Here is a 25729-nt window from a genome sequence, read left to right on the forward strand (position 1 = left end):
CCGACAGTCCGGCGGACCCCGTAAGGGGAGGGTCGGCAGGGCCCTGGGGTCTTCTCTCTCAGCTTCGTATCCAGAAGGAATCGAGCCATGCCCAAGACGGCATACGTGCGCACCAAGCCGCACCTCAACATCGGCACCATGGGCCACGTCGACCACGGCAAGACCACCCTGACCGCGGCCATCACCAAGGTCCTCAGCGACCGTGCCGGCAGCAGCACCTCGTACGTCTCGTTCGACCGGATCGACCGGGCGCCCGAGGAGGCGCAGCGCGGCATCACCATCAACATCGCGCACGTCGAGTACGAGACCGACACCCGCCACTACGCGCACGTCGACATGCCCGGCCATGCCGACTACGTCAAGAACATGGTCACCGGCGCCGCGCAGCTCGACGGGGCGATCCTCGTCGTGTCCGCGGTCGACGGGATCATGCCGCAGACCGCCGAGCACGTCCTGCTCGCCCGTCAGGTCGGCGTCGACCACATCGTCGTCGCCCTCAACAAGGCCGACGCGGGCGACCCCGAGCTGACCGACCTGGTCGAGCTGGAGGTCCGCGAGCTGCTCTCCGCGCACGGCTACGGCGGCGACGGTGTCCCCGTCGTCCGGGTGTCGGGTCTGAAGGCGCTGGCCGGCGACCCGCGCTGGACCGGGTCCGTCGAGGCGCTGCTGGACGCCGTCGACACGTACGTACCGATGCCGGTGCGCTACACCGACGCGCCGTTCCTGCTGCCCGTGGAGAACGTCCTGACCATCACCGGCCGGGGCACGGTCGTCACCGGGGCCGTCGAGCGCGGCACCGTCCGTGTCGGCGACCGGGTGTCCGTGCTCGGGGCGGACATCGAGACGGTCGTCACCGGTCTGGAGACCTTCGGGAAGCCGATGGAGTCCGCGCAGGCCGGCGACAACGTGGCGCTGCTCGTGCGTGGGGTGGAGCGCGACCGGGTCCGCCGCGGCCATGTGGTGGCGGCGCCGGGCAGCGTGACGCCCAGCCGTCGCTTCACCGCGCAGGTGTACATCCTGTCGGCGCGGGAGGGCGGCCGGACCACACCGGTGGCCACCGGCTACCGGCCGCAGTTCTTCATCCGTACCGCGGACGTGGTCGGCGACATCGACCTCGGCGAAGCGGCAGTGGCGCGCCCCGGCGACACGGTCACCATGACCGTCGAGCTGGGCCGTGACACCCCGCTGGAGTCCGGCCTCGGCTTCGCGATCCGGGAGGGCGGCCGCACGGTCGGCGCGGGCACCGTGACCGCTCTGCTCTGATCCGCATCCGCTCACGCAACGGACCTGCCCCCCGCGCCCCACGGGAGGCGGGGGACAGGTCCGTTGCCATGCGCAAGACTGACGGCATGGCAGACATTGCACTGGTGCTCGGAGCCGGCGGCGTCACCGGAAGCGCCTGGGAGACCGGGATCCTGTACGGACTCGCCGAGGCGGGTGTGGACCTGTCCACCGCCGGCCTCATCATCGGCAGCTCCGCCGGGGCCGTCGTCGGTGCCCAGCTCGCCTCCGGACTGCTCGGCCTCCCGGAACTGTACGCCCGCCAGATCGCCGATCCGCAGGGCGAGACCGGCGGCAGGCTCGGCACGGCCACGCTCATGCGTTACGCCCGGGCCGTGCTGACCGCGGGCAGCCCCGAGGCCTACGGGCAGAAGCTGGCCCGGATGGCGCGGGAGGCCCGGACCGGAATCACCGCGGCCGATCGGCGGGCTCTGATCGCGAGCCGGCTCCTGACGCCCGAGTGGCCCGAGCGGCAGCTGCGCATCACCGCCGTCCACGCGGCCACCGGGGAACTCCACACGTTCGACAGGGACAGCGGCGTCCCGCTCGCGGACGCCGTCACCGCCAGCTGCGCCGTTCCCGCGGTCTGGCCGGTTGCCACCATCGACGGTCAGGACTGGATCGACGGCGGGGTGTACTCCCCGGCCAACGCCCATCTCGCCGCCGGATGCGAGCGCGTCGTCGTCATCGCACCGACGGCCAGTGGCAACAAGGTGATCGTCTCGCCCCGGTCCCAGGCCACCGACCTCGAAGCGAGGGGCGCCCGGGTCGCCGTCATCACCCCGGACGCGGCCGCCAGGAAGGCATTCGGCCGCAACCCCCTCGACCCGAGCCGCCGGGCGGCCGCCGCACGAGCCGGACTCGCCCAGTCCGCGGCGCACACCGAGAAGGTCGCCGCGGTTCTGAACGACTGAACCCGCACCCCACAATGGAAGGGTGAACGAGCCGATACCTGTGATCCGGGACGTGGATCAGGGCACCGCCAGACTGCTTCCCGATGTGGACCGGGACCGGGCCTGGCTGCTCACCGTCGACGGTGCACCCCAGTCGTACGTCGACCTCGACGATCCGGCCCATGTGGAGTTCGAGTACGCGCGACGGCTCGCCCATGTCCTGGACTGCGCCGGGGAGCCGGACGCGCCCCTCGACGTACTCCACCTCGGCGGCGGCGCACTCACCCTGCCCCGCTATGTCGCCGCGACCCGGCCGGGCTCCCGGCAGATCGTGGCCGAGGCCGACCGCGGCCTCCTCGCCCTGGTCACCGAGCAGCTGCCGGTCCCCGACGGCAGCGGGGTCACCGTGCACGCCACGGACGCCCGCGGTCTGCTGGAGGAGACACCGGCCGGGTCCGTGGACGTGCTGATCGCGGATGTCTTCGGCGGCTCCCGTGTGCCCGCGCACCTCACCTCGGTCGAGTACGCGAGGGCGGCCGGGCGGGCGCTGCGGGACGACGGCGTCTATGCCGCCAACCTCGCCGACAGCGCGCCCTTCGGCTTCCTCCGCTCGCAGCTCGCCAACTTCGCGGCCGTCTTCGACGAGCTCGCTGTGATCGCCGAACCGGCGGTGCTGCGCGGCAGGCGCTTCGGGAACGTCGTCCTGGTCGCCTCCCGCAGCCCCTTCGACATCGCGACCCTGGCCCGCCGCTGCGCGGCCGACGCCTTTCCGGCCCGGGTCGAGCACGGCGCCGCGCTGGACCGGCTCATCGGGGCGGCCAGGCCGGTCGGGGACGCCGACGCAGTGCCGTCACCCGAGCCGCCCGACGGCGCCTTCAGCGTCGGCTGACGACGCCTTCCCGGCTGCGGCGGACGGCCCTGCGGCCACCGGCACCGTGGCGGCCGTCCGGCGGGTGAGGTTGCGTACGTCGGGTACGAACAGCACGGCCCCCGTGACCAGCACGACCAGCACCGCGCAGCCCCAGAGCGCCTGACCTCGCCCGACCAGGCCTTCCACCGGACCGGCGACCGCGGTGGCCAGGGGCAGCATCGCCACCGATCCGAACCAGTCGTACGCCGAGACACGCGACAGCTTCTCCTCCGGGATCTCCTGGTGCATGGCCGTCATCCAGGAGACCCCGAACACCTCGATGGCGACGCCGCTGACGAACATCACCGCGCTGAGCCCGGCCACCGGCAGCGGTACCGCCAGCGCCGCCGAGGGCAGGGCGAGCGGGAAGACGCAGAGCGTCCCGGCGAGCAGCAGCCGCCGGGGCCTCCAGCGCATCATCAGCAGCGCCCCGCACAGCGTGCCGACCCCGAATGTCGCGAGCGCGAAACCCCAGGGGCGGGCGCCGCCGAGCTCGTCCCTGGCGACCAGCGGCCCGTACACCGACTCTGCGGCCCCGACCACCGCCACCACCACCGAGAACTGCGCCACGATGGACCACAGCCAGGGGCGGCCGATGAACTCCTGCCAGCCTTCGCGCAGATCCGAGAGCAGCCCGCCGCCCGGTGCGCGCGACGGGATGTGAGCGACATCGAGGAAGGCGCGCAGCGCCCCGGCCACCGCGAACGCCGCGGCGTCGACGGCCAGAACCCAGCCCGGGTTCATCGCCGCGATCATGGCGCCGCCGAGCGCCGCACCACCGATGGCGGCGCCGTGCATCGACATCCGGAAGAGAGCGAAGGCGCGGCTGGCCTGTTCGCCGCTGACGCTGGACATCAGCATGCCCTCGGCCGCCGGGTTGAAGAAGGCCTGCCCGGTGCCGCACGCCGCGGTGAGCACCATCATCTGCCACAGCTTCGGATCGCCGGCCAGGACCAGCCAGGCGAAGGCGGCCTGTGAGACGCAGTTGAGGGCGTTCGCCGCGACCATCACGCGGTGGCGCGGCAGCCGGTCGGCGATGGCACCGCCGATGAGCAGGAAGACGACCAGAGGTGCGGTACGGGCAGCGGCGACCAGGCCGACGTCGCCGCCGTCACCGCCGGACTCCAGAACGGCGAAAGCCGCCGCGATCAACGCGCCATGGGTCCCCAGGCCCGTGATGATCGCGGCGGCGGTCAGCAGACTGTAGTTGCGCCCGGCCCAGGCAGGGCGGCGCATGCGGGACGGGGGAACGGAAGCGGGAGTCACCAAGGGACTATCCCTGTCCGGACCCCGACCTGCCAAATGCACTGCCCGGGCGGTACGCGGAGCGGATGTGGATCAGGAGCCGATCAGACGTGCGTCAGGACTTGGTGACGTCCGTGAGCCGCAAGGTGCTGAGGATCTTCTGGATCGTGGTGTCCGGCAGTTCGCCCTCCACGTCCGCTCCGGCGTAGAGGATCCACGAGGAGTACTCACCGTTCTTGTTCTTGAAGGAGAACGCGATCGACTTGCCGTCGCTGTCGCACTTCTTCTTCTTGGTGACGCCGGGCGCGGTGGCCGTGACGACACTGCCGGTGACACCGGACTTGGTGGTGTACGGCTTGGGCTTGCCGATCTTGATAGTGCCCTTCGGCATGTGCTGCGCGTAGGCGGCCCACACCCAGTTCGCGGCCTCGTTCGTTGCGGCCTCGTCGGTGCTCTTCGCACCCTGGGCGCCCTTGGTGCCGACCCCGGCCAGGCTCATGTCCTCCTTGGTGCCGTCCTTGTCGGCATCGTCGACGCACCACTTGCTCTTGTAGTACGCCGGTGCGGAGAAGCCGACCGCGGGCGACCCGTCCCCCTTCTTGTCGTCCTCGAAGAAGGAGAATATTCCGGGTGCGGCGACCTCCCAGTCACCGGGCACGTCGAACTGGGTGCCCCACTTGGGGTTGGTGACGACCTTCCAGCCGGCGATGAGGGGCTTGGCGTCCCCGTCGGTGCCGCGCGGGTTCGCCTCGGGCGAGGACGCGCCGTCGGACGGCTTCGGGGAGGACGACGACTTCCCGCCACCGGCGACGTCCGTGCCGCCCTTGTCGTCCTTCTTGTTCATCACCACGACACCGGTGACCACGGCGGCCACGACCACGGCGGTGGCCGCGACGATCGCGACGACGGTCGTCGACTTCTTCTTGTTGTCGCCCGGCTGCGGCGCACCGGGCACCGCGTACTGCGGCACGGTCGGCTGCTGGTACGGGTTCGGCTGCGGATATCCCGGCTGCCCCTGCTGCGGATAACCCGGCTGCTGCCCCTGCTGCGGGTAACCGGGCTGGCCCTGCTGCTGATATCCCGGCTGCTGATAGGGATTCGGCTGCTGGTACCCCGGCTGCTGATACGGGTTCTGACTCTGGTCCTGCGGGTTCTGCTCGCCCCCGGGCGGCTGCTGTCCTGGCCACATGGCGAGTAACGATAGAGGGGTGGCGGCCGGTCGGCTACGGCCGCCCCCGTGAGGGCACGGTCAAGGTGGCCGCCACGTGGTCGCCCTGAGGCGAGTGGGGGTGGTCAAACAGTTCTACTCGTGAGTAACATTCGGCGCATGAGCGCTGAACAGATGACAGTCGGAGACATGCTCGTCGCCACCGTTCCGATGGCCAGGACCCTCAATCTGGAGTTCCTCGAGACGACCGCGGAGCGTGCGGTCGTCCGCATGCCCGACCAGGCCGACTACCACAACCACGTCGGCGGACCGCATGCCGGAGCGATGTTCACGCTCGCCGAGTCGGCGAGCGGCGCGATCGTCATCGCCGCCTTCGGCGACCAGATGTCGCGCGCCGTACCGCTCGCCGTGAAGGCGGAGATCGGCTACAAGAAGCTGGCGATGGGTGTCGTCACCGCGACCGCGACCCTGGGCCGGCCGGTGGCGGACGTCGTCGCCGAACTCGACGAGGGCAAGCGGCCCGAATTCCCCGTCACCATCGAGATCCAGCGCGCGGACGGTGCGGTGACCGGTGAGATGACCGTCGTCTGGACGCTCCGCCCGAACGCCTGAGGACCGCATCGCCCGACCTGGGCCGTCCCACCCCTGACGAGGGCGTGGGGCGGCCCTTCGCGCTGTCCGGGCAGGTGGTGCGACGGGTAGGCTGCCCGGCGTGCGCCGAGGAGTTGCCCGGCGGGCGACAGCACATCAGTACGGGAGGAATCGGCGTTGCACATCCAGGAGTGGCTGGAGACGGTCCCCGCGGTCAGCGTGTACGTCCTGGTGGGCGTCGTCATCGGTCTGGAGAGCCTGGGCATTCCGCTGCCCGGTGAGATCGTCCTCGTCAGCGCGGCACTGCTGGCCGCCGGGCACAGCGGCATCAACCCGGTGATCCTCGGCGCCTGCGCCTCCGCCGGAGCGATCATCGGGGACTCGATCGGGTACGCGATCGGGCGCAGGGGCGGCCGGCCGCTGCTCGCGTGGCTCGGCGGCAAGTTCCCCAAACACTTCGGTGCGGACCAGATCGCCATGGCGGAACGGTCGTTCCAGAAGTGGGGCATGTGGGCGGTGTTCTTCGGCCGCTTCGTCGCACTGCTGCGTATCTTCGCCGGACCGCTGGCCGGCGTCCTGCGGATGCCGTACTGGAAGTTCCTGATCGCCAATGTGCTCGGCGGCATCGTCTGGGCGGGCGGCACCACGGCCGTCATCTACTCGGTGGGGGTCGTCGCCGAGGCCTGGCTGAAGCGCTTCTCCTGGCTCGGACTGGTGGTCGCGCTGCTGATCGGGCTGACCTCGATGCTGGTCCTCAAGAGCCGCGCCAAGAAGGCGGCGGCGCAGTCCGGGGAGCGCACCGCAGCCGAGCCGGAAACGGTGCCGGCGGCGGACTGAGTCGCCGGCCCGGCTGCCTCGGGCCGACGGCTCGTACGGCGCTCAGCCCTGATGCGCCCGGCGGTGCGCCTTGGCCAGCTCGACGTAGCCCACCGCGTTGAACTTGATGCCCTCGAGCTCCTCCTCGGTCAGCTCGCGCTTGACCTTGGCCGGCACGCCCGCGACGAGCGAACCGGGCGGCACCTGCATCCCCTGCGGTACCAGCGCCTGAGCGGCGATCAGCGAACCGGCGCCGATGTGCGCCCCATTGAGAACCGTGGCCCCCATGCCGACCAGGACGTCGTCCTCGACGGTGCAGCCGTGCAGTACCGCGTTGTGGCCGACCGAGACGCGCTCGCCGACCGTGACGGGGAAGCCGGGGTCGGCATGGACGCTGCAGTTGTCCTGGATGTTGCTGTCGGCACCGATGGTGATGGGAGCGCAGTCGGCCCGCAGCACCGCCTGGTACCACGCGCTGGAGCCCGCGGCCATGGTGACCTCGCCGATCACGACGGACGTCGGTGCGGCGAAGGCCGCCACGTCGATGTCCGGTTCGTGGCCGCCCATGCCCGTGATCAACGCCTGCTCTGCCATCGCCCGTTCCTCCGTGCTCCGGTTCGTTCGGCCGCGTGGTCCGGCCGCCGTTGTTCGTTCCCCTGGCTCGGTCGAGCCAGGGGAACGGTATGCGAAGGCCGTTCCCGCGCCGCGGAGTGGGGTGAACATCACAGGACACCGCGGTGATCGTTCCGGCCGTGCCGACTACCGTGAGCGAGTGCCGAAGAACAGCAACACGTTCTCATCCCTCACCGCCTGGCGGCGCCGTGTCCTGTCCCGCGCCGTCCATCGCGGTTGGCGTGCGATCCAGGAAGCAGGCGCGATCACCGCGCAGCACCCGGGCGGGCTCCGCTTCGGCCGCATCGGTGAAGGGACCCGACTGGCCTTCCCGCAGGGCACCGTCTTCGGTGAGCCGTGGATCGAGCTCGGCGGCCACTGCATCATCGGTGAGCAGGTCACCCTGACTGCCGGACTGATGCCGGACCTGGACCTCGGCTCCGAGCCGATCCTGACCCTGGGGGACGGCGTGGTGCTCGGCCGCGGCAGTCATGTCGTCGCCGACACCACGGTGACCATCGGCTCGAACACGTACTGCGGGCCGTACGTGTACATCACGTCCACCAACCACAGCTACGACGATCCGCACGAGCCGGTCGGCAGACAGTGGCCACGCATGGAGCCGGTCGCCATCGGGCCGGGCTGCTGGATCGGCACGGGTGCGGTGATCCTGCCGGGGGCCCGGCTCGGCCGCAACGTCGTGGTCGCGGCAGGCGCGGTGGTACGCGGAGAGGTGCCCGACCACGCGGTGGTGGCCGGGGCGCCGGCACGTGTCGTACGCAGCTGGGACCCGGTGAAGGGCTGGCAGCCGCCCCTGCGTACCCCTGCTCCGGTGCCGATCCCGGCCGATGTCACGCCCGAACAGCTGCTGGCCGTCGCGGAACTCGAGGAAAGGTCCTGAGGGCTGCCCCGTAATCCCCGGCCCGCCAGGGATTACGGGGCAGCCCCTGCGGCCGGCTTCCTACCCGGTGGCGAGCAGTACGGTCCCCACCAGGGCCAGACCGGCCCCCGCCGCCTGCACCGCGCGCAGCCGTTCGCCCAGGACGCCGCGGGCGGCCAGGGCCGTGACCACCGGATAGAGCGAGGCCAGGACGGCGGCCACGGTGACCGGGCCGTGCTGCGCGGCGATCGAGTAGGTGCCGTTGGCCGCGACATCGGCGAGGCCGACGAAGGCCAGGGCGGGCAGCGTGGCCAGCAGTACGGCCGCCCCGCCCTCCTCGGGCAGCGCGCGCGCCCCGCGCCGTACCGATACGTACAGTGCAGCGCCGCCGACCGCGATGTTGGTGAGGCGCTGCACGAAGAGCGCCAGGAACAGCCCGGTGACCGTCGTGGACGCCTCCGCGATGAGCGACATCACCGCCCCGAAGCCGAATGCGGCCACCAGCGTCAGCAGCACCGCCTGCCGCTGCACCGGTGCTCCGCGCAGCTCCGGTCCACCGGCCAGCACGATGCCCGCGATCGCGACGCCGACCCCGGCGAACTGCAGCAGCCCGGGCCGCTCGCCGATGACCAGTCCGACACTCACCGGCACCGCGACGCCCAGCGAGCCGAGTGGCGAGACGACCCCCATGGGGCCGAGCGCCAGCGCCTTGTAGAAGCTCAGCATGGCCACCGGGCCGACGGCACCGGCGGCCACGGCGAACCAGAGCTGACCGCCGGCCTCGTTCCAGCCGCCGGTGGCGACCACGATGATGCCCAGTACGACCGCCGCGACGGCCTGCGAGGCGACGACCACGGTGAGCGCGGGCGTACGCCGGGTGAGCAGCCCGCCGCCGAAGTCGGCCAGCCCCCACAGCAGGCTGGTGGCCAGGGCGAACAGTGCTGTCATCGGCATGCCTCGCAGTACAGTGCGGTGAACGGTTGGGTGCACCACACCGTAGTGCAGTATTTTTGACTCTGTCATCCAGAATATTGGACGGAATGTGTCTGACCTCGACCAGCTCACCCAGTCGCTCGCGCGCAACCTCAAGCGCTGGCGCGGTGAACGTGGCTTCACCCTGGATGCCCTCGCCGCGCGCGCGGGGGTCAGCCGCGGCATGATCATCCAGATCGAGCAGGCGCGCACCAATCCGAGTGTCGGCACCACGGTCAAGCTCGCCGACGCCCTGGGCATCAGCATCACCACCCTGCTCGACTACGAACAGGGATCGCATGTCCGGCTGGTTCCCGAGAACCAGGCGGTGCGCATGTGGTCCACCGAATCGGGCAGTTCCACCACCCTGCTCGTCGGTACGGAGGCCAGAGGCCCGATCGAACTCTGGTCCTGGCGCCTGATGCCCGGCGACGGCAGCACCTCCGACCCGCACCCCGAAGGCACCGTCGAACTGCTCCACGTCACGGCGGGAGTGCTCACCCTGGAAGTCGACGGCGAGGCCCATTCCGTACCCGCGGGCACCTCCGCCACCTTCGAGGCGCACCACCCGCACGCCTACCGCAACGAAGGCTCCGAACCGGCCGAGTTCACGATGGCGGTGTCCATCCCGCCCGTACGCTGAGACGCCCGATCGGCCGCCGTACGGTCGCTGTTAGCGTGGCGGGTATGCGCGCACCCATCGGCACCTTCGAGAATGCCGCCCCCGCCGTCGACCGCATCGACCTCCTCACCCCTACGGTCGCCGAGGCCGTGCGCGAGGGGTGGGGCGGTGTTCCCGCCGACCGGATCCTGCATGTCGACACGGACCCGGAGATCGCGGACACGACGCTCTTCGTCGCCCACCACGGCGCCGATCTGCTCGACCGGTCGGCCAACTGCGTCGTGGTGGCCGGCAAGCGCGGCGGCGAGGCCACCCTGGCAGCCTGCGTCGTCCTCTCCCGTACGCGCGTCGATGTGAACGGGGCGGCCCGCAAGCACCTCGGCGCCCGCAAGGCGTCGTTCGCCTCCATGGACACGGCGGTCGGCGAGACCGGCATGGAGTACGGGGGCATCACCCCGATCGGACTCCCGGCCGGCTGGCCGCTGCTGCTCGACCCCGCAGTGGTGGACGAGGAGTGGGTACTGATCGGCAGCGGCAGCCGCCGGGGCAAGCTGATCGTCCCGGGGAAGGCGCTCGCAGCACTGCCGAACGCGGTACTCGTCGAGGGGCTCGGCGTCACGGTGTGAGGCGCCGACGCTGCTGTTCGAAGTCGTCGCGGTGCCGAGGTCCGCGCAACTCGACGGAGGCGGCGGCAAGCACCGGGAACCGAGGGGGCGTTCGGCCCCGTTACGGCCGCGCCGCCCGGTAGGACGGAAGCCGGCGGGTCGCGAAGTCCACCGCGTCGGTGAAGCGGAAGAGCCGTGCGGTCGCCGAGCCCACCGTGCCGGTGCGTACCGCAGTGCCGTCGGCCGTGCGCTCGAACTCCGCCCCCAGCGCGGCGAAGTCGCTGTCGTCCAGCGCGACGTCCTCGTACTCCCACCAGTGGCGCCTGCCTCCGGTGGTCACCACACAGCGGTAGCTGCGGCGGGGCGGGTCGGGGACGCGGTACTCGCCGAGGTGGAACGCGGTGCAGGAGTCGAAGCCGGTGCCCAGCAGCAGCACTTGAGCCCGTACGTCATAGAGGCAGGCCAGCGGCGAGTCCTCGCCGAGATGGCAGTCGGGGCGGTGGTGCGCGACGAGCTCCTCGGCCAGGGGGCCCAGCGCGGTGAACGACGTCTGGGGGTGGCCGCTGCGCGCGGCCCCCGGCGTCTGTCGTACGGCCTCCGAGAGGCGGCCCATCGACGGGGCGGCCGACGTCGCCCGGTCGAAGGGCGGCATGCTCGCCCGCACAGCCTCCCGGGCCGGGGCGCCGAGGCCGCGCACCCGCTCGCGGTAGTGCGGGGACGTATCGGAGTTCTCCGGTGTGAACGACGGGACGACCAGGGTGCCGTCCGCGCCGATCGCGTCCCGAAGTGCGCCTGTCACCGCTCGTACCCCGCCGCTCACGGCTCCCGTCGCGCGCATCGACGCATGCACCATGAGGACACCGCCCCGCGCCACACCGAGTTCGGACAGCTCATCGGCCAGCCGGCTTCGTCGGTGGGGAACGGTCAGGACGGCGGACGCACCGGTAACACTCACAGCGGGACATTCTCCCAGCCGTTCGGCATGTGTGACACCCCGCACATTCGGCCGAGGCGTGGCACCCCGCTCATCCGTCCAGGCGGGGGATCTCGATCGCGGGGCAGTGGTCCATCACCATGGCGACCCCGGCCGCCCGCGTGCGTTCGTACGCAGCTTCGTCGATCACGCCGAGCTGGAACCAGACCGCCTTCGCGCCGAGCGTGACCGCCTCGTCCGCGACGGCGCCCGCCAGTTCGCTGTTGACGAAGACGTCCACCACATCGACCGGGAACGGGATGTCGGCCAGCGACGCATAGCCCTCCTCGCCGTGCACCCGTTCCGCCTTGGGGTGCACCGGGACCACGCGCTTACCGAAGCGCTGGAGGACCGCGGCGACGCGGTAGGCCGCGCGGGACTCGTTGTTGGACAGTCCCACCACGGCCCAGGTGTCGCCCGTGTCCCGGAGAATCCTGCGGATCGTCTCCGTCTCGGTCCCCGCTGCGTCTGCATACATGATTCGCTCAACGGACAGCGGTCGTGGGCCATTCCCGCCTTGCGCATAGGGTGGCCGGATGCAGGAGCAGTACCGGACGGTCGCCCGAGCGGGCGTGCACGAGACCGAGATCAACCGATCGCGCTTCATCTGCGCGCTCGCCCCCGCCGCCACCGAGCAGGAGGCGCAGGACTTCGTCGCACGCATCCGCAGGGAACACCCGACCGCCAGCCACAACTGCTTCGCGTACGTGATCGGCGCCGACGCCTCCGTGCAGAAGGCCAGTGACGACGGCGAGCCCGGCGGCACCGCGGGTGCCCCGATGCTGCAGATGCTGATGCGCCGCGAGATGCGGTACGTCGTCGCCGTCGTCACCCGCTACTACGGCGGTGTGAAACTCGGCGCCGGGGGACTGATCCGGGCTTACGGAGGGGTGGTGGGCGAGGCTCTGGACGAGCTCGGCACGATCACCCGACAGCGGTTCCGGCTCGCCACGATCACCGTCGGCCACCAGCGGGCCGGCAGGTTGGAGAACGATCTGCGCGCCACGGGACTGGCCGTGCGGGAGGTCCGGTACGGGGAAGCGGTGATCATCGAGATCGGACTGCCGGACTCCGATGTCGAGAGCTTCCGGAGCTGGCTGGCCGATGCGACCGCCGGTGAGGCGCTGCTGGAGCTGGGCGGTGAGGCGTACGGGGACGCCTGATCGCGCCTGGCGGGGTGGGTCGGCCGCGCTGCGGGACCTCTGGCAGGCGGAACGCCCGGGCGTCGGAACCCAACTCGATCTCATTCGCCGAACATGCCGGAGGTGGTGCGCGGCGATGGGAGACTGTGGGCTGTGAGGAAGCAGGTTCGTGAGGGATCAGGGGAACAGCGGCGTTAGCGTGGTCGGTGGCGTCCGTGCAGTCCCGCGCCGGTCCGGTGCGGCTCCCGGGCACGGCAGGCGCGGACGCTGGGTGCGAAGGAAGCAAAACATGCAGGTCGGAGCCAGGTCTTGAGGATTTTGCACACATCGGACTGGCACCTGGGGCGGTCGTTCCACCGGGCCCCCCTGCTCGAGGCGCAGGCCGACTGTCTCGATCATCTGGTGGCGACTGTGCGCGAACGCGAGGTCGACGCCGTCGTGGTGGCAGGTGATGTGTACGACAGGGCCGTGCCGCCGTTGTCCGCCGTCGAGCTCTTCGACCGGGCGCTGCACCGGCTCGCCGCCGTCGGCGTACCCACGGTGATGATCTCCGGAAACCATGACTCGGCCCGCAGGCTCGGCGTGGGCGCCGGTCTGATGGGCCGGGCCGGCATCCATCTGCGGACCGACCCCGCGCAGTGCGCCACCCCGGTCGTCCTGCGGGACGACCACGGCGACGTCGCGTTCTACGGACTTCCCTACCTCGAACCGGCACTCGTCAAGGACGTGTTCAAAGCGGAGCGGGCCGGACACGAGGCCGTGCTGACCGCCGCCATGGACCGGGTCCGCGCCGACCTCGCGACACGGCCGGACTCCACCCGGTCCGTGGTGCTCGCCCATGCCTTCGTCGCGGGCGGCGCACCCAGCGACAGCGAGCGCGACATCACCGTCGGCGGAGTGGCCGCCGTCCCCGCCGGAGTCTTCGACGGCGTCGACTACACGGCGCTCGGCCACCTGCACGGCAGTCAGGTCGTCACCGATCGGGTGCGCTACTCCGGCTCGCCCCTCGCCTACTCCTTCTCCGAGGTGGACCACCGCAAGACCATGTGGCTGATCGACCTCGACGCCACGGGAGCCATCGCCGCCGAACGGATCGACTTCCCGGTGCCCCGGCCGCTCGCCCGGCTCCGCGGCCGCCTCGACATGCTTCTCGACGACCCCGCGCTGGCTCGGCACGAGGAGGCGTGGGTGGAGGCCACCCTCACCGACCCCGTCCGTCCGGACGAGCCGATGGCCCGTCTCATGGCGCGGTTCCCGCACACCCTCAGCCTCGTCCTCGAACCCGAGCGGGCCCCCGAGGACCCGCTCGCCTCGTACGCACAGCGCCTCAAGGGGCGCGACGACCAGCAGATCGCGGAGGACTTCGTGGCGCATGTCCGGGGCGGGAACGGGGCGGACGACCGGGAGCGTACGGTGCTGCGCGGCGCCTTCGACCACGTACGGGTGGACGACGGCGTACGCGAGGTGAACCGTTGAGACTCCACGGACTCGCCCTCACCGCCTTCGGCCCGTTCGGCGCCACCCAGGAAGTCGACTTCGACGCGCTCTCGTCTGCGGGACTCTTTCTGCTGCACGGTCCCACCGGGGCCGGGAAGACCTCCGTCCTCGACGCCGTCTGCTACGGGCTGTACGGCGCGGTGCCCGGTGCCCGGCAGAGCCCCGGCACCTCGCTGCGCAGCGACCACGCCCCGGCCGGCCTCCCCACCGAAGTGCGGCTGGAACTGACCGTCGGCGGACGGCGCCTGGAGATCACCCGGCGCCCCGCCCAGCCCCGCCCCAAGAAGAAGGGCGACGGCTTCACCACCGAGAAGGCCCAGAGCTGGCTGCGCGAGTACGACCCCGAGAACGGCTGGCAGGCGCTCAGCCGGTCGCATCAGGAGATCGGTGAGGAGATCACCCAGCTCATCGGGATGAGCCGGGACCAGTTCTGCCAGGTGGTCCTTCTGCCGCAGGGCGACTTCGCACGGTTTCTGCGCGCCGACGCCGAAGCACGCGGCAAGCTGCTCGGCAGACTCTTCGACACCCGCCGCTTCGCGGCCGTCGAGGAACGCCTCACCGAACTGCGCCGTACCGCAGAAACCCAGGTCAAGGCCGGCGACGAACAGATTCTCGCGATCGCCCAGCGGATCGCCCAGGCCGCGGGGCCGGCGGCCGGCGAGCTGCCCCTGCCGGACGCCCAGCCCGGCGAACCGGGACTGTCGGACGGTGTACTGGAATGGTCCGCCGTCGCCCGCAGCGGCGCCCGGGAACGACTCGACATCGCTGAGTCCGTCCTGGCCGCGGCCGAGAGCCGACAGGCGGCAGCCCGCCGCGAACTCGACACCGCGCGCGAACTCGCCAGGCTTCAGCAGCGGTACGAGGAGACGCGGCGCCGTGCCACCGAACTCGAAGCCCGTCGCCCCGACCGCGACGGGCACCACGACCGGCTCGAACGTGCCCGCAAAGCAGATCTCGTCGCCCCCGCACTGGAGGTGCGTGACGAAGCGGAGCGGGTCTACCGCGCGGCGAGCGCGGCCCGTGAGCGCGCCCGCGCCCAGCTGCCGGACACCCTTGTCGACGCCGGCGCGGAACAGCTGGCGGCTCTGGAACGCAGGCTACGGCAGGAGCTCGGCGGCCTCGACGCCGCGCGTCGGGCCGAGCGGCGCAGCGCGGAGATCGACACCGAGCGGGCCGAACTGGAGCGGCAGGCCCGGGCCGACGACGAACTGATCCTGGAAGCGGAAGGCTGGCTCACGGGCTGGGAATCCACCCGCCGTGGCCTTCAGGAACGCATCGAAGCTGCGCAGGAGTCCGCGACCCGCGCCGAACAGCTGGCGGGCCGGCTGGAACCGGCTCGCCGACAGCTGGAAGCGGCACGGCGCCGTGATGCGCTCGCGACGCAGACGGCGGCCGCCGCGGACCGGCTGGCCGCGGCCCGGGAGCGCGCGCTCGGTGCCCATGAGAAGTGGCTGGAGCTGCGCGAGCGGCGGCTGCGCGACATCGCCGCCGAGCTCGCGGCGCAGCTGGTCGACGGCGAGGCCTGCAAGGTGTGCGGGTCGGGCGACCACCCGAAGCCGGCCCGGGCCGGTGACGGGCATGTCGACAAGGCGACCGAAGAGGCCGCTCTCGATACACACCGACGGGCCGAGCAGGTCCGTACGGAGGCGGACCGGGAGCTCGGAGTCGTACGCGAGAAGCACGCTGCGGCGCGGGCTGAGGCCCGGCCTGCGCGGGGCGCAGGTGCGGCAGATGGCAGCGAGGGCCGCATCACCGGACCGGGCGCCGACGACCTGTCCGGTGACAATGCCGCCGTTGCCGACGCGGCCCACGTCGTCACGTCACCGGACCCTGACCCCACCGTCGCCGAACTCGACACCCTGGTCACCCGGTTGGCGACCGAGCACGCCCGGGCGCACCGCACCGCGGCCGGCACGCACGCCGCACGCGAGGCTCTCGCAGCTGCCGAACGGGAGCAGACCGAGCGGCTCGAAGGGCGCCAGTCGGCCGAGCGGCGCGCCGCTGCCCGGACCTCCCGGCGGGAAGGGCTCGACCGCGAACAGTCCGCCCTGGAAGCCGAGTTGGTGACCGCCCGCGGGGAGGCCGGCAGCGTCGCCGCGCACGCCGCCCTGCTGGAGCGCCGGGTCGCCCTGCTCGCCGACGCCGCGGAGGCGGTGCGCGCCGAGGAAGCGGCGGCGCAGCGCAGCAAGGAGGCCGACGGCCGGCTCGCGGACGCCGCGTTCCGGGCCGGTTTCGACACGCCGCAGGCCGCCGCGGCGACCCTGCTCCCGGCCTTCGAGCAGCGCGAACTCCAGCACCTGATCGACGCCTGGCAGGCCGAGGCCGCCGCCGTCGCCGACCGGCTCGCCGAGGTGGAGACCCGCGCCGCCGCCGAACGCCCGCGGGCCGACCCGGACGCAGCGCAGGCCGCGTACGACGCGGCCGAGCGGCAGGTGAGGGACGCCGCCGCCACGCTCGCCGCCACCCGGGAGCGCTGCACCGAACTCGACCGGCTGTCGCGCCGTGCGGCGGACGAGGTGCGCAGGCTGGGCCCGCTGCGCGAGGAGTACGAGCGGGTCGCACGGCTCGCCGGCCTCGCCGCCGGAACCTCGGCCGACAACGAACGCAAGATGCGACTGGAGTCGTACGTGCTCGCCGCCCGGCTCGAACAGGTCGCGGCCGCAGCCACGGCGCGGCTGCAGCGCATGTCGTCGGGCCGCTACACACTGGTCCACTCCGACGCGCGCACCGGAGGCCGCCGGGCCGGCCTCGGGCTGCATGTCGTCGACGCCTGGACCGGCCGAGAGCGCGACACAGCCACGCTCTCCGGCGGTGAGACGTTCTTCGCCTCGCTCGCCCTGGCGCTCGGCCTCGCCGATGTCGTCACCGACGAGGCGGGCGGGGTCCGGCTGGACACCCTCTTCATCGACGAGGGGTTCGGCAGTCTGGACGACCAGACCCTGGACGAGGTGCTCGACGTACTCGACTCGCTGCGTGAGCGGGACCGCAGCGTCGGCATCGTCAGCCATGTCGCCGATCTGCGCCGCCGTATCCCCGCCCAGCTCGAAGTGGTCAAGGAGCGGCACGGATCGGCGGTGCGGCACCGGTCCGGCGGTGCGGTCAGCGGCTGATGGCCCGCCGGGGGAGGGGTGAGGAGTAGACGACGCTGGTGGTGACGGAGCCGAGCGCGCCGATCTTCCCCGAGACCCCTTCCAGATGACTCATCGAGCGGGCGGTGACCTTGAGCACGAAGCAGTCGTCGCCGGTGACATGGTGGGCCTCCACGATCTCGGGCGTGGTGTCGAGGAGATCGTGGAACGGCTTGTAGTTGCCGTTCGGATAGCGCAGCCGTACGAGGGCGAGAATCGGCAGCCCGAGCCGCTCCGGGTCCACCACGGCGGCGTAACCACGGATGATGCCCGCCTCCTCCAGCCGACGCACCCGCTCCGTCACCGCGCTGGGGGACATGGCGACCTCGCGCGCCAGTTCGGCGAAGGTGGCCCGTCCGTCGCGTTGCAGGACATCGAGGATGCGCCAGTCGGTTGCGTCCGTGGAATAGTCGGTCATGCCGGTGAGACAACAGGGAATTCCCCGGAGAATCAAGTGTTGTACCGGGGATCTCTTCTTCTCGCAAAGGATCACCGGTCGTAGATTTTTGGTCATGACTTCGCAGCTCACGGCCTCCGCCGGTAACCCCGTCCTCCGAGTCCCGCCGGCCTCCCCGGCCGCGGCCGCCGCCTACTTCGGCGGCTCGCTCGCCTTCCACGCCGATGTCTCCGACGTCGCCGCCGCGCTCGCGGCCGGCTCGGACCCCGGCTTCGTCGTCCTCGACTCCCGGTCCACCGCCTCGTGGGACCAGGGGCACATCCCCGGCGCCGTCCACCTGCCCACCGCGCTCATCGCCGAGCAGGCCCGGGAGCTCCTCGACCCGGCCGTGCCCGTGGTCACGTACTGCTGGGGCCCCGGCTGCAACGGCGCCGCCCGCGCCGCGCTGGCCCTCGCCGAACTCGGCTACCAGGTCAAGGAGATGCTCGGCGGATTCGAGTACTGGGCGCGCGAGGGCTTCGAGTTCGAGACCTGGGAAGGGCGCCGGCGGCGCACCGCCGACCCGCTCACCGCACCGGTCGACTCCGACGAGTGCGGCTGCTGAACGGCGCAAGCCATGCGTACCGAGGGGACCGACGACCATCGCCGGTCCGACCGCCCCGGCGGAAACTCACCTGGGCGCCGGGAGGAATCGGGCGCAAGCGGGTGGCCGACGGCGGCCGGGCCCATGGCACTGGACCGGGTCCGGCCGCCGTCTCACTGAGCGTGGTCCGGGGTCAGAGCTTCGACAGCTCGTCGACCAGATCGTCGAGACCCAGCGACCCCTGCGACAAGGCAGCCATGTGCCAGGCCTTGGCGTCGAACGCGTCGCCGTGCGCCTTGCGGGCGTTCTCCCGGCCCAGCAGCCAGGCACGCTCGCCCAGCTTGTAGCCGATGGCCTGCCCCGGCATGGACAGGTAGCGAGTCAGTTCGCTCTCCACGAACTCCGCAGGCCGGCCGCTGTGGTTGCCGAAGAACTCCTGGGCCAGCTCGGGCGTCCACCGCTCGCCGGGACGGAAGGGGGAGTCCGCCGGGATCTCCAGCTCCGCGTGCATGCCGATGTCCACGATCACCCGGCAGGCGCGCATCATCTGCGCATCCAGGTAGCCGAGGCGGCGCTCGGCGTCCGGCAGGAAGCCCAGCTCGTCCATGAGCCGCTCCGCGTACAGGGCCCAGCCCTCGGCGTTGGCGCTGACCATGCCGATCGACGCCTGGTAGCGGGAGAGGCTGTCGGCGACGTGCGTCCACTGCGCGATCTGCAGGTGGTGACCGGGCACGCCCTCGTGGTACCAGGTGGAGACCAGGTCGTAGACCGGGAAGCGGGTCTCGCCCATGGTGGGCAGCCAGGTGCGGCCGGGACGCGAGAAGTCCTCGGAAGGGCCCGTGTAGTAGGGAGCCGCGGCGCCGCCGGGCGGTGCGATCCGGGACTCCACCTTCCGTACCCGCTCGGCGAGTTCGAAGTGCGTGCCGTCGAGTGCTTCTATGGCCTCGTCCATCAGGCCCTGCAACCAGGCCTGGACCTCGTCGACACCCTCGATGTGCTTGCCGTGCACGTCGAGGTGGGCCAGCGCCTCCCAGGGACCCGCGCCCGGCAGTACCTTCTCGGCCTCGGTCTTCATCTCGGCGAGCAGCCGGTGGTACTCGGACCAGCCGTACGCGTACGCCTCGTCGAGATCCAGATCGGTGCCGTTGAAATAGCGCGACCAGCGGGCGTACCGCTCGCGGCCCACCGTGTCGGGCGCACCCTCGATCTCGGGGGCGTACACATCGCGCATCCAGTCGCGCAGCGCCACCAAGGACGTCGTGGCCTGCCGGGCGGCGTCGTCCAGATCGGCGCGCAGCGCGTCCGGGCCCGGAGCGACGAAGCTCTGGAAGAACCCCGTCCCGTTGTCGCCGATCCACTCCGTCAGCTGGCCGACAAAGGTGGTGGTGGCCCGCGGGCCGCCGTACAGCTTCCGTTCCAGACCCAGCGCGAGGGAGGTGCGGTACCCCTCCAGGGCCGCGGGAACCGCGCGCAGCCGCTCCACGATCGCGGCCCAGTCCTCGTCGGTCTCGGTCGGCGTCACCGTCAGCACCTCACGGACGCTGTGCGCCGGGGAATGCAGATTGGAGACGGCGCGCAAGCTCTCATCGGCCTCATGGACGGCGAGTTCCGCCGTCAGCCGCTCGCGCAGCAGGCGGCCGCAGCGGCGCTCGGCATCGCTGTCCGCGCCCGGCAGCTGCTCGGCCGCGTCGAGCTTCACCAGCGTGGTGCGGGCCAGCTCGGCAAGAGCTTCCTGTCCGGCGGGGGAGAAGTCGGGCAGGCGGCTGGAGCTTGCCTCGACGCCGAGGTAGGTGCCTGCGATCGGGTCGAGTTCGATGAATGCGTCGACGTAGTCGTCGGCGACCTGGCGGGGCAGTGCGCTGTGCGTAGTGTCTGACATGCGAACATCCTCGTACGGCCAGGGGGCCCGCGTCACTAGCAATCGGGCTCGACGGGCTGTCGCATTTGTGACAGTCCCGGTGACCGCACCGGGTCATGCGGACGCGGTGGCCGGACTTGATCGTTGGGCCGCGATGGCCGGTCCCGGCCGTTCGACGAGGTGGCCGGGACCGGTCATTCGGTCTCCGCGGTCCGTCCGGGCGTTGCGGCCGACGGAGGCAGCAGCGGCCCGCACTCCCACTGCTGGAATATCAGCCGGGTCTCCACCCGGGCCACCTCGCGCCGCGAGGTGAACTCGTCCAGCACCAGCCGCTGCAGATCCGCGGTGTCCGCGACTGCCACATGGACCAGGTAGTCGTCGGGGCCGGTCAGATGGAAAAGTGCACGGGACTCCGGCAACGCCCTGATCCGGTCGACGAACGGGCCGATGAGCTCCCGCCGGTGCGGGCGGACCTGCACCAGGAGCAGCGCCTCCAGGCCGCGGCCGAGCCGGGCCGGGTCGAGCCGCAGCTGGTGGCCGAGAATGACTCCCGAGCGGCGCAGCCTGGTCACCCGGTCCAGGCACGTCGACGGTGCGACGCCGACTTCGGCGGCCAGTTCGCGGTAGGTGGTCCGGGCATCGTTCTGCAGCAGCCGCAGAATGTGCAGGTCCACCGGGTCCAGAACGACAGATTCGGTCATTCATCGAACGTAGCACGGCACTTCAGCGCACAGGTCCGGCGACTGTTCAGAGTGGTGTCATGGACACCGAAGCCTCGATGCGGCCCTTGACGACACCCCGGTCCAGGGCCCTGGCCACCGAAGCAGTGCACGCCGGACGCGACGACCTCGCTGCACTCGGCCTGCACGCCCCGCCGATCGATCTGTCCACCACCTACCCCTCGTACGACTCCAGGGGAGAGGCGGAACGGATCGACACCTTCGCCACCACCGGCGCCAGGCTCGACGGGCCGCCCGTCTACGCCCGGCTCGACAACCCGACCACGGCCCGATTCGAGACGGCACTCGCCCGACTCGAAGGGACCGCGAGCGCCGTGTCGTTCGCCAGCGGAATGGCGGCGCTCACCGCCGTCCTGCTGGCCCGCGCGAGCATGGGGCTGCGCCATGTGGTCGCCGTCCGTCCGCTCTACGGCTGCAGCGACCATCTCCTCGGCGCCGGACTGCTGGGCACCGAAGTCACCTGGACCGATCCGGCGGGCATCGCGGGAGCCATCCGTCCGGACACAGGTCTGGTGATGGTCGAGACGCCGGCGAACCCGACGCTCGCCGAGGTCGACATCCGGGCGATCGCGCACTCCTGCGGCTCGGTGCCGCTGCTCGTCGACAACACCTTCGCCACCCCCGTCCTGCAACGGCCCGTCGAGCACGGGGCCAGGATCGTCCTGCACAGCGCCACCAAATACCTGGGCGGGCACGGCGATGTGATGGGCGGGGTCGTCGCCTGCGACGAGGAGTTCGCGGCCCGGCTGCGTCAGGTCCGCTTCGCCACCGGCGGGGTGCTGCATCCCATGGCCGGGTATCTGCTGCTGCGCGGGCTCTCCACCCTGCCGGTGCGGGTCCGCGCCGCTTCCGCGAGCGCCGCCGAACTGTCCCGTCGGCTGACCGCCGACCCACGCATTGCCCGGGTCCACTACCCGAAGGTGGGCGGAGCGATGGTCTCGTTCGAGGTGTACGGGGATCCGCACCGGGTGATCTCCGCGGTGCGGCTCATCACGCCGGCGGTCAGCCTCGGCAGTGTCGACAGCCTGATCCAGCATCCGGCCTCCATCAGCCACCGCATTGTGGATGAGGGAGACCGGCAGGCCGCGGGTGTCGGCGACCGGCTGCTGCGCATGTCGGTCGGTCTGGAGGACGTCGAGGACCTGTGGGCCGACCTGTGTCAGGCGCTCAGCGACCCGCCTGCTCGTACGGCGGTAGGGACCGTACCGGAGTCGCTTCCAGCCGGGCGGTGATCACGAGCGTGCCTTCCTCGATCTGGTAGTCGAGAGGCAGCGCGAGGGCCCGCATCGCGGCAACCATGCCGGTGTTCGACGCCTGGGTGACCGCGTAGACGCTCTCGCAGCCGGCCTCGATGGCGAGCGTCACCAGGCGGCCCAGCAGCTCGGAGCCGATGCCGCGGCGCTGCCAGTCGTCCTCGACGAGGAGGGCGACCTCGGTCTCGTCGCCGTCCCAGAGGAGGTGGCCGAGGGCGACGAGCCGGCCGGAGGCCGTCTGAACAGCCAGGGTGCGGCCGAACCGGGGGCTCAGCAGGTGGTCCAGATAGCGGTCCGCGTCATGGACCGGACCGTGGTACCGCAGCCGCAGTGTCTGATCGGAGCAACGGTCGTGCATGGCGCGGGCGGCTGCCAGGTCGCTCTGGTCCGCGCGGCGCACGGTGATCTCGTTGCCCTCGGGGAGCGTGAGTACATGCTCGCTGCCCGGGACGCGGGGGCCGAGCCGCGCGTCGAGCTCGACCAGGGCACGGGCCCGGGCGAACTCGGTCGGCGTGAACGGCAGATAGGGCCGTTCGATCGTGATCGCACCGCCGGACGGGTCGCGCAGTCGCATCACGGTCTCTTCCAGCACCCCCTCGACCGGCGCGGTCTCGCCGGTGGCGCGGCCACTGATCGACACGGCAGGGAGCGAGTGGATGGTGCAGCGGCCGAGCAGCTGACGCAGGGCGAGGGGGAGTTCGGCCGCATCCAGGGCCGTGCGCGTGGCGAGGCCCAGAATGCGCGTCGGGGCATCCACCAGATCGTGTGCGTCGGCACGCTCGATCCAGGTGGAGCTGCCGCCCGCGGCGGAAATGGCCCGGCTCAGCTGCTGCGCCTGGAGCGTGGCCGGGGCACGCAGCAGGAACTCGTCGACCGTGCCCTGGGCCAGTGGGTGCGTCTGCAGGGTGAGGATGTCGACCCGGTGCCGGGCGAGCGCGATGCACAGCGCGGCCAGGCTGCCGGGGGTGTCCCGGACAGTGGTCCGCATTCGCCACAGCACCGTTTCCCCGGCGGAGAGGGCAGGGCCCGCGGCAGCGGGCGCAGTCACCGGAGCGGCGGCGCCGGTACGTGTGGCGGCGGTGAGGCGGTCGGTGGAACGGTCCGGGGCCGAGCTGTCGTGGTCGGCACCCGGGCCGTCGGCGGTCGGCGGGGGCGCGTGACTGTGCCGCCGTGCCCACCATGTGTGGAACGTGGCCGTTGCAGTCAGCGCCACGGCCGAGGCGACCAGCAGGTACGGCCCGTCCGGCTGGTGCCCGATCAGGTTGGCGATCGCGTCGGCCACCGCGACCGCGGTGAACAGGGCGGCCAGTTCGATCAGGTCCCGCCGCCAGTGGTGGGGGCGGCGGGCACTCTTCGCAGATGTCACATCAGTCATGGCTCCACTGTGACGGAGCGGTGTTGCCTGATCACGAACGCCTTGTGACTGATGGGTTAAGTGTGGATCTAGTCCCCTATCGCCGGTTTTTGGCGGGTTAATGTCTTGAGTGATTGCGGTTGTGGCGGTGCGTGCGCGGGTTGCGGCAGCTTGTGAACGGTCCGCAGCGGGTGCGGGCAGCGAGTGGCGTGGTGGGGCGGGCCGATCCGGGACCCGCCCGGTTACAGCGAGGCGCATCCGGTTACGGGACGATGTCCACGGCCGTCGCCCCCGCACCCTGCTCCCAGGCAGCCTGCAGCCGCACCGCGTGTCGCACCAACTGCGACGATCCGCCGCGCGCGGCCACTGCGGCGAGCCCGGTTGTCGGCCCGGCCCCGTCACCACCACAGCCAATCGGCCCCGGACAGCCGCCAGGGACCTCCGCCCACGTCGGTCAGCGGCGCAGGCTCACTGTCCGACGCGTCCCGGCTGCAGAACCTTGCTGAACAGCACCGAACCGCCCTGAGCCCGCAGCCGCACCGTCAACTCGCCACTGTCGCCGTCGATGTCGACCTCGCCGAAGAACTGCGGCGACTCCATCGGCGACACATTCGCCCGGTCGGGCGCCCGCACGAAGACCCGGTCGGGACCGAACGTGCTGTCCAGCGCATTGGCGGGGAAACCACCGGCGGCCAGCGGCCCCGACACGAACTCCCAGAACGGTGCGAAGTCCTTGAACGCCGCGCGCTCGGGGGCGTAATGCTGCGCCGATGTGTAGTGCACATCGGCCGTCAGCCAGAGTGTGCCGGTGATCCGGCGGTGCTTGATGAACCGCAGCAGCTCCGCGATCTGCAGCTCACGGCCGAGCGGGGCACCGGGATCGCCCTGGGCCACCGCCTCGAAGTCCGTCGCACCGTCCGTGACGACAAGTCCCAGCGGCATGTCCGCGGCGATCACCTTCCACACCGCGCGGGACCGCGACAGCTCGCGCTTGAGCCATTCGAGCTGCTCGGCGCCGAGGATGCCCGTGGTGTCGTCGGGCTGCCGGCCGGGGGAGTTCGCGTTGCGGAACGACCGCATGTCGAGGACGAACACGTCGAGCAGCGGGCCGTGCCGCACCACCCGGTGCACGCGGCCGTCGCCGGACGATTCGTGCAGCGTGGACACCGGGAAGTACTCGCGGAACGCCCGCATCGAACGCGCGGCCAGGACGTCGACGTTCTTCTCGGTGTACCGGACGTCGTCCAGGATCTGCCCCGGATACCAGTTGTTGCGTACCTCGTGGTCGTCCCACTGGATGATCGACGGCACCTGTGCGTTGAACTTCCTCAGGTTGTCGTCAAGGAGGTTGTAGCGGAAGTTTCCGCGGTACTCGGCGAGCGTCTCGGCGACCTTCGCCTTCTCCTCGGTGGTGACGTTGCGCCAGACCCGGCCGTCGGGCAGCGTCACGCTCGGCTCGATCACCCCGTCCGCGTAGATGTTGTCACCGCTGCAGAGAAAGAAATCCGGGTCGAGACGGCGCATCTCGTCGTACACCCGGTAGCCGCCGATGTCCGGGTTGATGCCCCAGCCCTGTCCCGCGATGTCGCCGGACCACAGGAAGCGGACCCCGTCGCGGCGCCGGGCGGGCGCGGTACGGAACGTCCCGTACACCGGCTCACCGGTCCGGCGCGGATCGTCCGGGTCCGCGAGCGTCACCCGGTAGTGCACCTGCTCGCCGGCGGGCAGCCCGTACAGCGGCGTCGTGCCGGTGAAGTCGGTACCGGAGCCGACCAGAGGCCCGTGCCAGGTGCGCGCCCGCCGGAACGACTCCGTTGCCGACGTCTCCACGATCATCCGCGCCGGACGGTCCGAACGCACCCAGACCAGGGCGGACGATGCGGTGACATCACCCACCTGAACGCCCCAGGCCGCGCGCGGTCGGCCGGACAGAGCGAAGGCGGGGGCTGCCGCCGCTGCCACCGGGAGCGTGAGCGCGGCCGAAGCGGCCAGTGAACCGCGCAGCACAGTGCGGCGGTCGGGCGAAGGGATGCGCGGACGGTACGACATGGAGGTGCCTCCGGGGGCAGCGGGACAGAGGTACGGGTGGCCGGTCGACGGGCCCCACCTTTGTGCCCGTCGGCGGCGAGCACACCAACCTCAGATGAACAGCGGGCCGCGCCAGGCGTCGATGTCCCGTCCGTGCGCCTCCCGTTGGGCGTTCCGCGGC

24 protein-coding genes are annotated in these 25729 nt (G+C 71.4%); 13 read left to right on the top strand and 11 right to left on the bottom strand.

All coding sequences use genetic code 11. From position 1 onward, the window contains the following. The first annotated feature begins 87 nt into the window (after nt 1-87). The 3 genes from tuf to OHA88_RS37080 all read left to right on the top strand — a co-directional run bounded on the left by tuf (nt 88) and on the right by OHA88_RS37080 (nt 3063). Nucleotides 88-1263 (top strand): elongation factor Tu, encoded by a 1176-nt coding sequence (gene tuf, locus OHA88_RS37070; protein ID WP_328628713.1) that lies wholly within the window; start codon nt 88-90, stop codon nt 1261-1263. Nucleotides 1264-1349: 86 nt separating this feature from the next. After that, the gene (locus tag OHA88_RS37075; RefSeq protein ID WP_328628714.1) at nt 1350-2195 is read left to right on the top strand and encodes a patatin-like phospholipase family protein; all 846 of its coding nucleotides are present in this window, start codon (nt 1350-1352) and stop codon (nt 2193-2195) included. A gap of 22 nt (nt 2196-2217) precedes the next feature. Further along, the gene (locus tag OHA88_RS37080) at nt 2218-3063 is read left to right on the top strand and encodes a spermidine synthase (protein WP_328628715.1); all 846 of its coding nucleotides are present in this window, start codon (nt 2218-2220) and stop codon (nt 3061-3063) included. Here the strand turns inward: OHA88_RS37080 and OHA88_RS37085 are convergent. Beyond that, nucleotides 3025-4350: an MFS transporter gene (locus OHA88_RS37085; RefSeq protein ID WP_425899338.1), complete on the bottom strand. Its 1326-nt coding sequence runs from the start codon at nt 4348-4350 to the stop codon at nt 3025-3027. The two genes, OHA88_RS37080 and OHA88_RS37085, sit on opposite strands and share 39 nt — an antisense overlap. A gap of 94 nt (nt 4351-4444) precedes the next feature. Then, a complete protein-coding gene (locus OHA88_RS37090) occupies nt 4445-5518 on the bottom strand; it encodes a hypothetical protein (protein WP_328628717.1) in 1074 nt (357 codons plus the stop codon). Between the two features lie 153 nt (nt 5519-5671). On the opposite strand from OHA88_RS37090, the gene OHA88_RS37095 reads away from it, so the two are divergent. Further along, nucleotides 5672-6109 (top strand): DUF4442 domain-containing protein, encoded by a 438-nt coding sequence (locus tag OHA88_RS37095; protein WP_030976335.1) that lies wholly within the window; start codon nt 5672-5674, stop codon nt 6107-6109. A 156-nt stretch (nt 6110-6265) separates the two neighbouring features. Then, nucleotides 6266-6925 (top strand): DedA family protein, encoded by a 660-nt coding sequence (locus tag OHA88_RS37100; RefSeq protein WP_328628718.1) that lies wholly within the window; start codon nt 6266-6268, stop codon nt 6923-6925. Nucleotides 6926-6967: 42 nt separating this feature from the next. Here OHA88_RS37100 and OHA88_RS37105 read toward each other — a convergent pair whose 3' ends face one another. Next, nucleotides 6968-7498 (bottom strand): gamma carbonic anhydrase family protein, encoded by a 531-nt coding sequence (locus tag OHA88_RS37105; RefSeq protein ID WP_328628719.1) that lies wholly within the window; start codon nt 7496-7498, stop codon nt 6968-6970. A 178-nt stretch (nt 7499-7676) separates the two neighbouring features. On the opposite strand from OHA88_RS37105, the gene OHA88_RS37110 reads away from it, so the two are divergent. Beyond that, nucleotides 7677-8417, top strand: a complete 741-nt coding sequence (locus OHA88_RS37110; RefSeq protein ID WP_328628720.1) for an acyltransferase — start codon at nt 7677-7679, stop codon at nt 8415-8417. A gap of 60 nt (nt 8418-8477) precedes the next feature. On the opposite strand, the gene OHA88_RS37115 is transcribed toward OHA88_RS37110, so the two are convergent. Further along, nucleotides 8478-9344 carry a DMT family transporter gene (locus OHA88_RS37115; protein WP_328629881.1) on the bottom strand — a complete coding sequence of 289 codons (867 nt, stop codon included), beginning with the start codon at nt 9342-9344 and terminating at the stop codon, nt 8478-8480. 94 nt (nt 9345-9438) lie between these two features. Between OHA88_RS37115 and OHA88_RS37120 the strand changes: the two genes are divergently transcribed. Together OHA88_RS37120 and OHA88_RS37125 are read left to right on the top strand one after the other, a co-directional pair. Next, nucleotides 9439-10011: a helix-turn-helix domain-containing protein gene (locus OHA88_RS37120; RefSeq protein WP_328628721.1), complete on the top strand. Its 573-nt coding sequence runs from the start codon at nt 9439-9441 to the stop codon at nt 10009-10011. Between the two features lie 44 nt (nt 10012-10055). Beyond that, nucleotides 10056-10616, top strand: a complete 561-nt coding sequence (locus OHA88_RS37125; protein WP_328628722.1) for a YbaK/EbsC family protein — start codon at nt 10056-10058, stop codon at nt 10614-10616. 100 nt (nt 10617-10716) lie between these two features. Here OHA88_RS37125 and OHA88_RS37130 read toward each other — a convergent pair whose 3' ends face one another. Together OHA88_RS37130 and OHA88_RS37135 are read right to left on the bottom strand one after the other, a co-directional pair. Then, nucleotides 10717-11550 carry an aminoglycoside N(3)-acetyltransferase gene (locus OHA88_RS37130; RefSeq protein WP_443044321.1) on the bottom strand — a complete coding sequence of 278 codons (834 nt, stop codon included), beginning with the start codon at nt 11548-11550 and terminating at the stop codon, nt 10717-10719. Between the two features lie 70 nt (nt 11551-11620). Further along, nucleotides 11621-12046, bottom strand: a complete 426-nt coding sequence (locus OHA88_RS37135; protein ID WP_328628723.1) for a CoA-binding protein — start codon at nt 12044-12046, stop codon at nt 11621-11623. Nucleotides 12047-12104: 58 nt separating this feature from the next. On the opposite strand from OHA88_RS37135, the gene OHA88_RS37140 reads away from it, so the two are divergent. The 3 genes from OHA88_RS37140 to OHA88_RS37150 all read left to right on the top strand — a co-directional run bounded on the left by OHA88_RS37140 (nt 12105) and on the right by OHA88_RS37150 (nt 17317). Beyond that, nucleotides 12105-12731, top strand: coding sequence for a YigZ family protein (locus OHA88_RS37140; protein ID WP_328628724.1), 627 nt, complete (start codon nt 12105-12107; stop codon nt 12729-12731). Between the two features lie 288 nt (nt 12732-13019). Further along, on the top strand, nt 13020-14186 hold the full coding sequence (locus OHA88_RS37145; protein ID WP_328628725.1) for an exonuclease SbcCD subunit D: 1167 nt from the start codon (nt 13020-13022) through the stop codon (nt 14184-14186). Next, a complete protein-coding gene (locus tag OHA88_RS37150; RefSeq protein WP_328628726.1) occupies nt 14183-17317 on the top strand; it encodes an SMC family ATPase in 3135 nt (1044 codons plus the stop codon). Before OHA88_RS37145 ends, OHA88_RS37150 begins: the two co-directional genes overlap by 4 nt. On the opposite strand, the gene OHA88_RS37155 is transcribed toward OHA88_RS37150, so the two are convergent. Further along, nucleotides 17307-17753, bottom strand: a complete 447-nt coding sequence (locus OHA88_RS37155; protein ID WP_326602363.1) for an Lrp/AsnC family transcriptional regulator — start codon at nt 17751-17753, stop codon at nt 17307-17309. The genes OHA88_RS37150 and OHA88_RS37155 overlap by 11 nt on opposite strands. Before the next feature lie 94 nt (nt 17754-17847). On the opposite strand from OHA88_RS37155, the gene OHA88_RS37160 reads away from it, so the two are divergent. Continuing rightward, nucleotides 17848-18336 carry a rhodanese-like domain-containing protein gene (locus OHA88_RS37160; protein WP_328628727.1) on the top strand — a complete coding sequence of 163 codons (489 nt, stop codon included), beginning with the start codon at nt 17848-17850 and terminating at the stop codon, nt 18334-18336. Nucleotides 18337-18508: 172 nt separating this feature from the next. Here OHA88_RS37160 and OHA88_RS37165 read toward each other — a convergent pair whose 3' ends face one another. Continuing rightward, a complete protein-coding gene (locus tag OHA88_RS37165) occupies nt 18509-20194 on the bottom strand; it encodes a DUF885 domain-containing protein (protein ID WP_328628728.1) in 1686 nt (561 codons plus the stop codon). Nucleotides 20195-20367: 173 nt separating this feature from the next. Next, nucleotides 20368-20874, bottom strand: a complete 507-nt coding sequence (locus OHA88_RS37170) for an Lrp/AsnC family transcriptional regulator (RefSeq protein WP_328628729.1) — start codon at nt 20872-20874, stop codon at nt 20368-20370. A gap of 59 nt (nt 20875-20933) precedes the next feature. Here OHA88_RS37170 and OHA88_RS37175 point away from each other — a divergent pair, with 59 nt between their 5' ends. Beyond that, nucleotides 20934-22145 (top strand): trans-sulfuration enzyme family protein, encoded by a 1212-nt coding sequence (locus OHA88_RS37175; RefSeq protein WP_328628730.1) that lies wholly within the window; start codon nt 20934-20936, stop codon nt 22143-22145. Here the strand turns inward: OHA88_RS37175 and OHA88_RS37180 are convergent. Continuing rightward, a complete protein-coding gene (locus tag OHA88_RS37180; protein WP_443044389.1) occupies nt 22081-23532 on the bottom strand; it encodes a GNAT family N-acetyltransferase in 1452 nt (483 codons plus the stop codon). The genes OHA88_RS37175 and OHA88_RS37180 overlap by 65 nt on opposite strands. 456 nt (nt 23533-23988) lie before the next feature. Next, complete coding sequence (locus tag OHA88_RS37185; RefSeq protein ID WP_328628732.1) at nt 23989-25569, bottom strand: alkaline phosphatase D family protein; 1581 nt, start codon at nt 25567-25569, stop codon at nt 23989-23991. Nucleotides 25570-25729: the final 160 nt, after the last annotated feature.

The sequence above is a fragment of the Streptomyces sp. NBC_00353 genome (genome assembly GCF_036108815.1).
Lineage (GTDB): Bacteria > Actinomycetota > Actinomycetes > Streptomycetales > Streptomycetaceae > Streptomyces.

Excerpts from the sequence above, each read along its gene's own strand:
- tuf (WP_328628713.1), top strand. The coding sequence starts at position 88 with ATGCCCAAGACGGCATACGTGCGCACCAAGCCGCACCTCAACATCGGC.
- OHA88_RS37095 (WP_030976335.1), top strand. The coding sequence starts at position 5,672 with ATGACAGTCGGAGACATGCTCGTCGCCACCGTTCCGATGGCCAGGACC.
- OHA88_RS37170 (WP_328628729.1), bottom strand. The coding sequence starts at position 20,874 with ATGACCGAATCTGTCGTTCTGGACCCGGTGGACCTGCACATTCTGCGG.
- OHA88_RS37090 (WP_328628717.1), bottom strand. The coding sequence starts at position 5,518 with ATGTGGCCAGGACAGCAGCCGCCCGGGGGCGAGCAGAACCCGCAGGAC.
- OHA88_RS37140 (WP_328628724.1), top strand. The coding sequence starts at position 12,105 with ATGCAGGAGCAGTACCGGACGGTCGCCCGAGCGGGCGTGCACGAGACC.
- OHA88_RS37160 (WP_328628727.1), top strand. The coding sequence starts at position 17,848 with ATGACTTCGCAGCTCACGGCCTCCGCCGGTAACCCCGTCCTCCGAGTC.
- OHA88_RS37155 (WP_326602363.1), bottom strand. The coding sequence starts at position 17,753 with ATGACCGACTATTCCACGGACGCAACCGACTGGCGCATCCTCGATGTC.
- OHA88_RS37125 (WP_328628722.1), top strand. The coding sequence starts at position 10,056 with ATGCGCGCACCCATCGGCACCTTCGAGAATGCCGCCCCCGCCGTCGAC.
- OHA88_RS37135 (WP_328628723.1), bottom strand. The coding sequence starts at position 12,046 with ATGTATGCAGACGCAGCGGGGACCGAGACGGAGACGATCCGCAGGATT.
- OHA88_RS37105 (WP_328628719.1), bottom strand. The coding sequence starts at position 7,498 with ATGGCAGAGCAGGCGTTGATCACGGGCATGGGCGGCCACGAACCGGAC.
- OHA88_RS37175 (WP_328628730.1), top strand. The coding sequence starts at position 20,934 with ATGGACACCGAAGCCTCGATGCGGCCCTTGACGACACCCCGGTCCAGG.
- OHA88_RS37185 (WP_328628732.1), bottom strand. The coding sequence starts at position 25,569 with ATGTCGTACCGTCCGCGCATCCCTTCGCCCGACCGCCGCACTGTGCTG.
- OHA88_RS37115 (WP_328629881.1), bottom strand. The coding sequence starts at position 9,344 with ATGACAGCACTGTTCGCCCTGGCCACCAGCCTGCTGTGGGGGCTGGCC.
- OHA88_RS37075 (WP_328628714.1), top strand. The coding sequence starts at position 1,350 with ATGGCAGACATTGCACTGGTGCTCGGAGCCGGCGGCGTCACCGGAAGC.
- OHA88_RS37165 (WP_328628728.1), bottom strand. The coding sequence starts at position 20,194 with ATGTCAGACACTACGCACAGCGCACTGCCCCGCCAGGTCGCCGACGAC.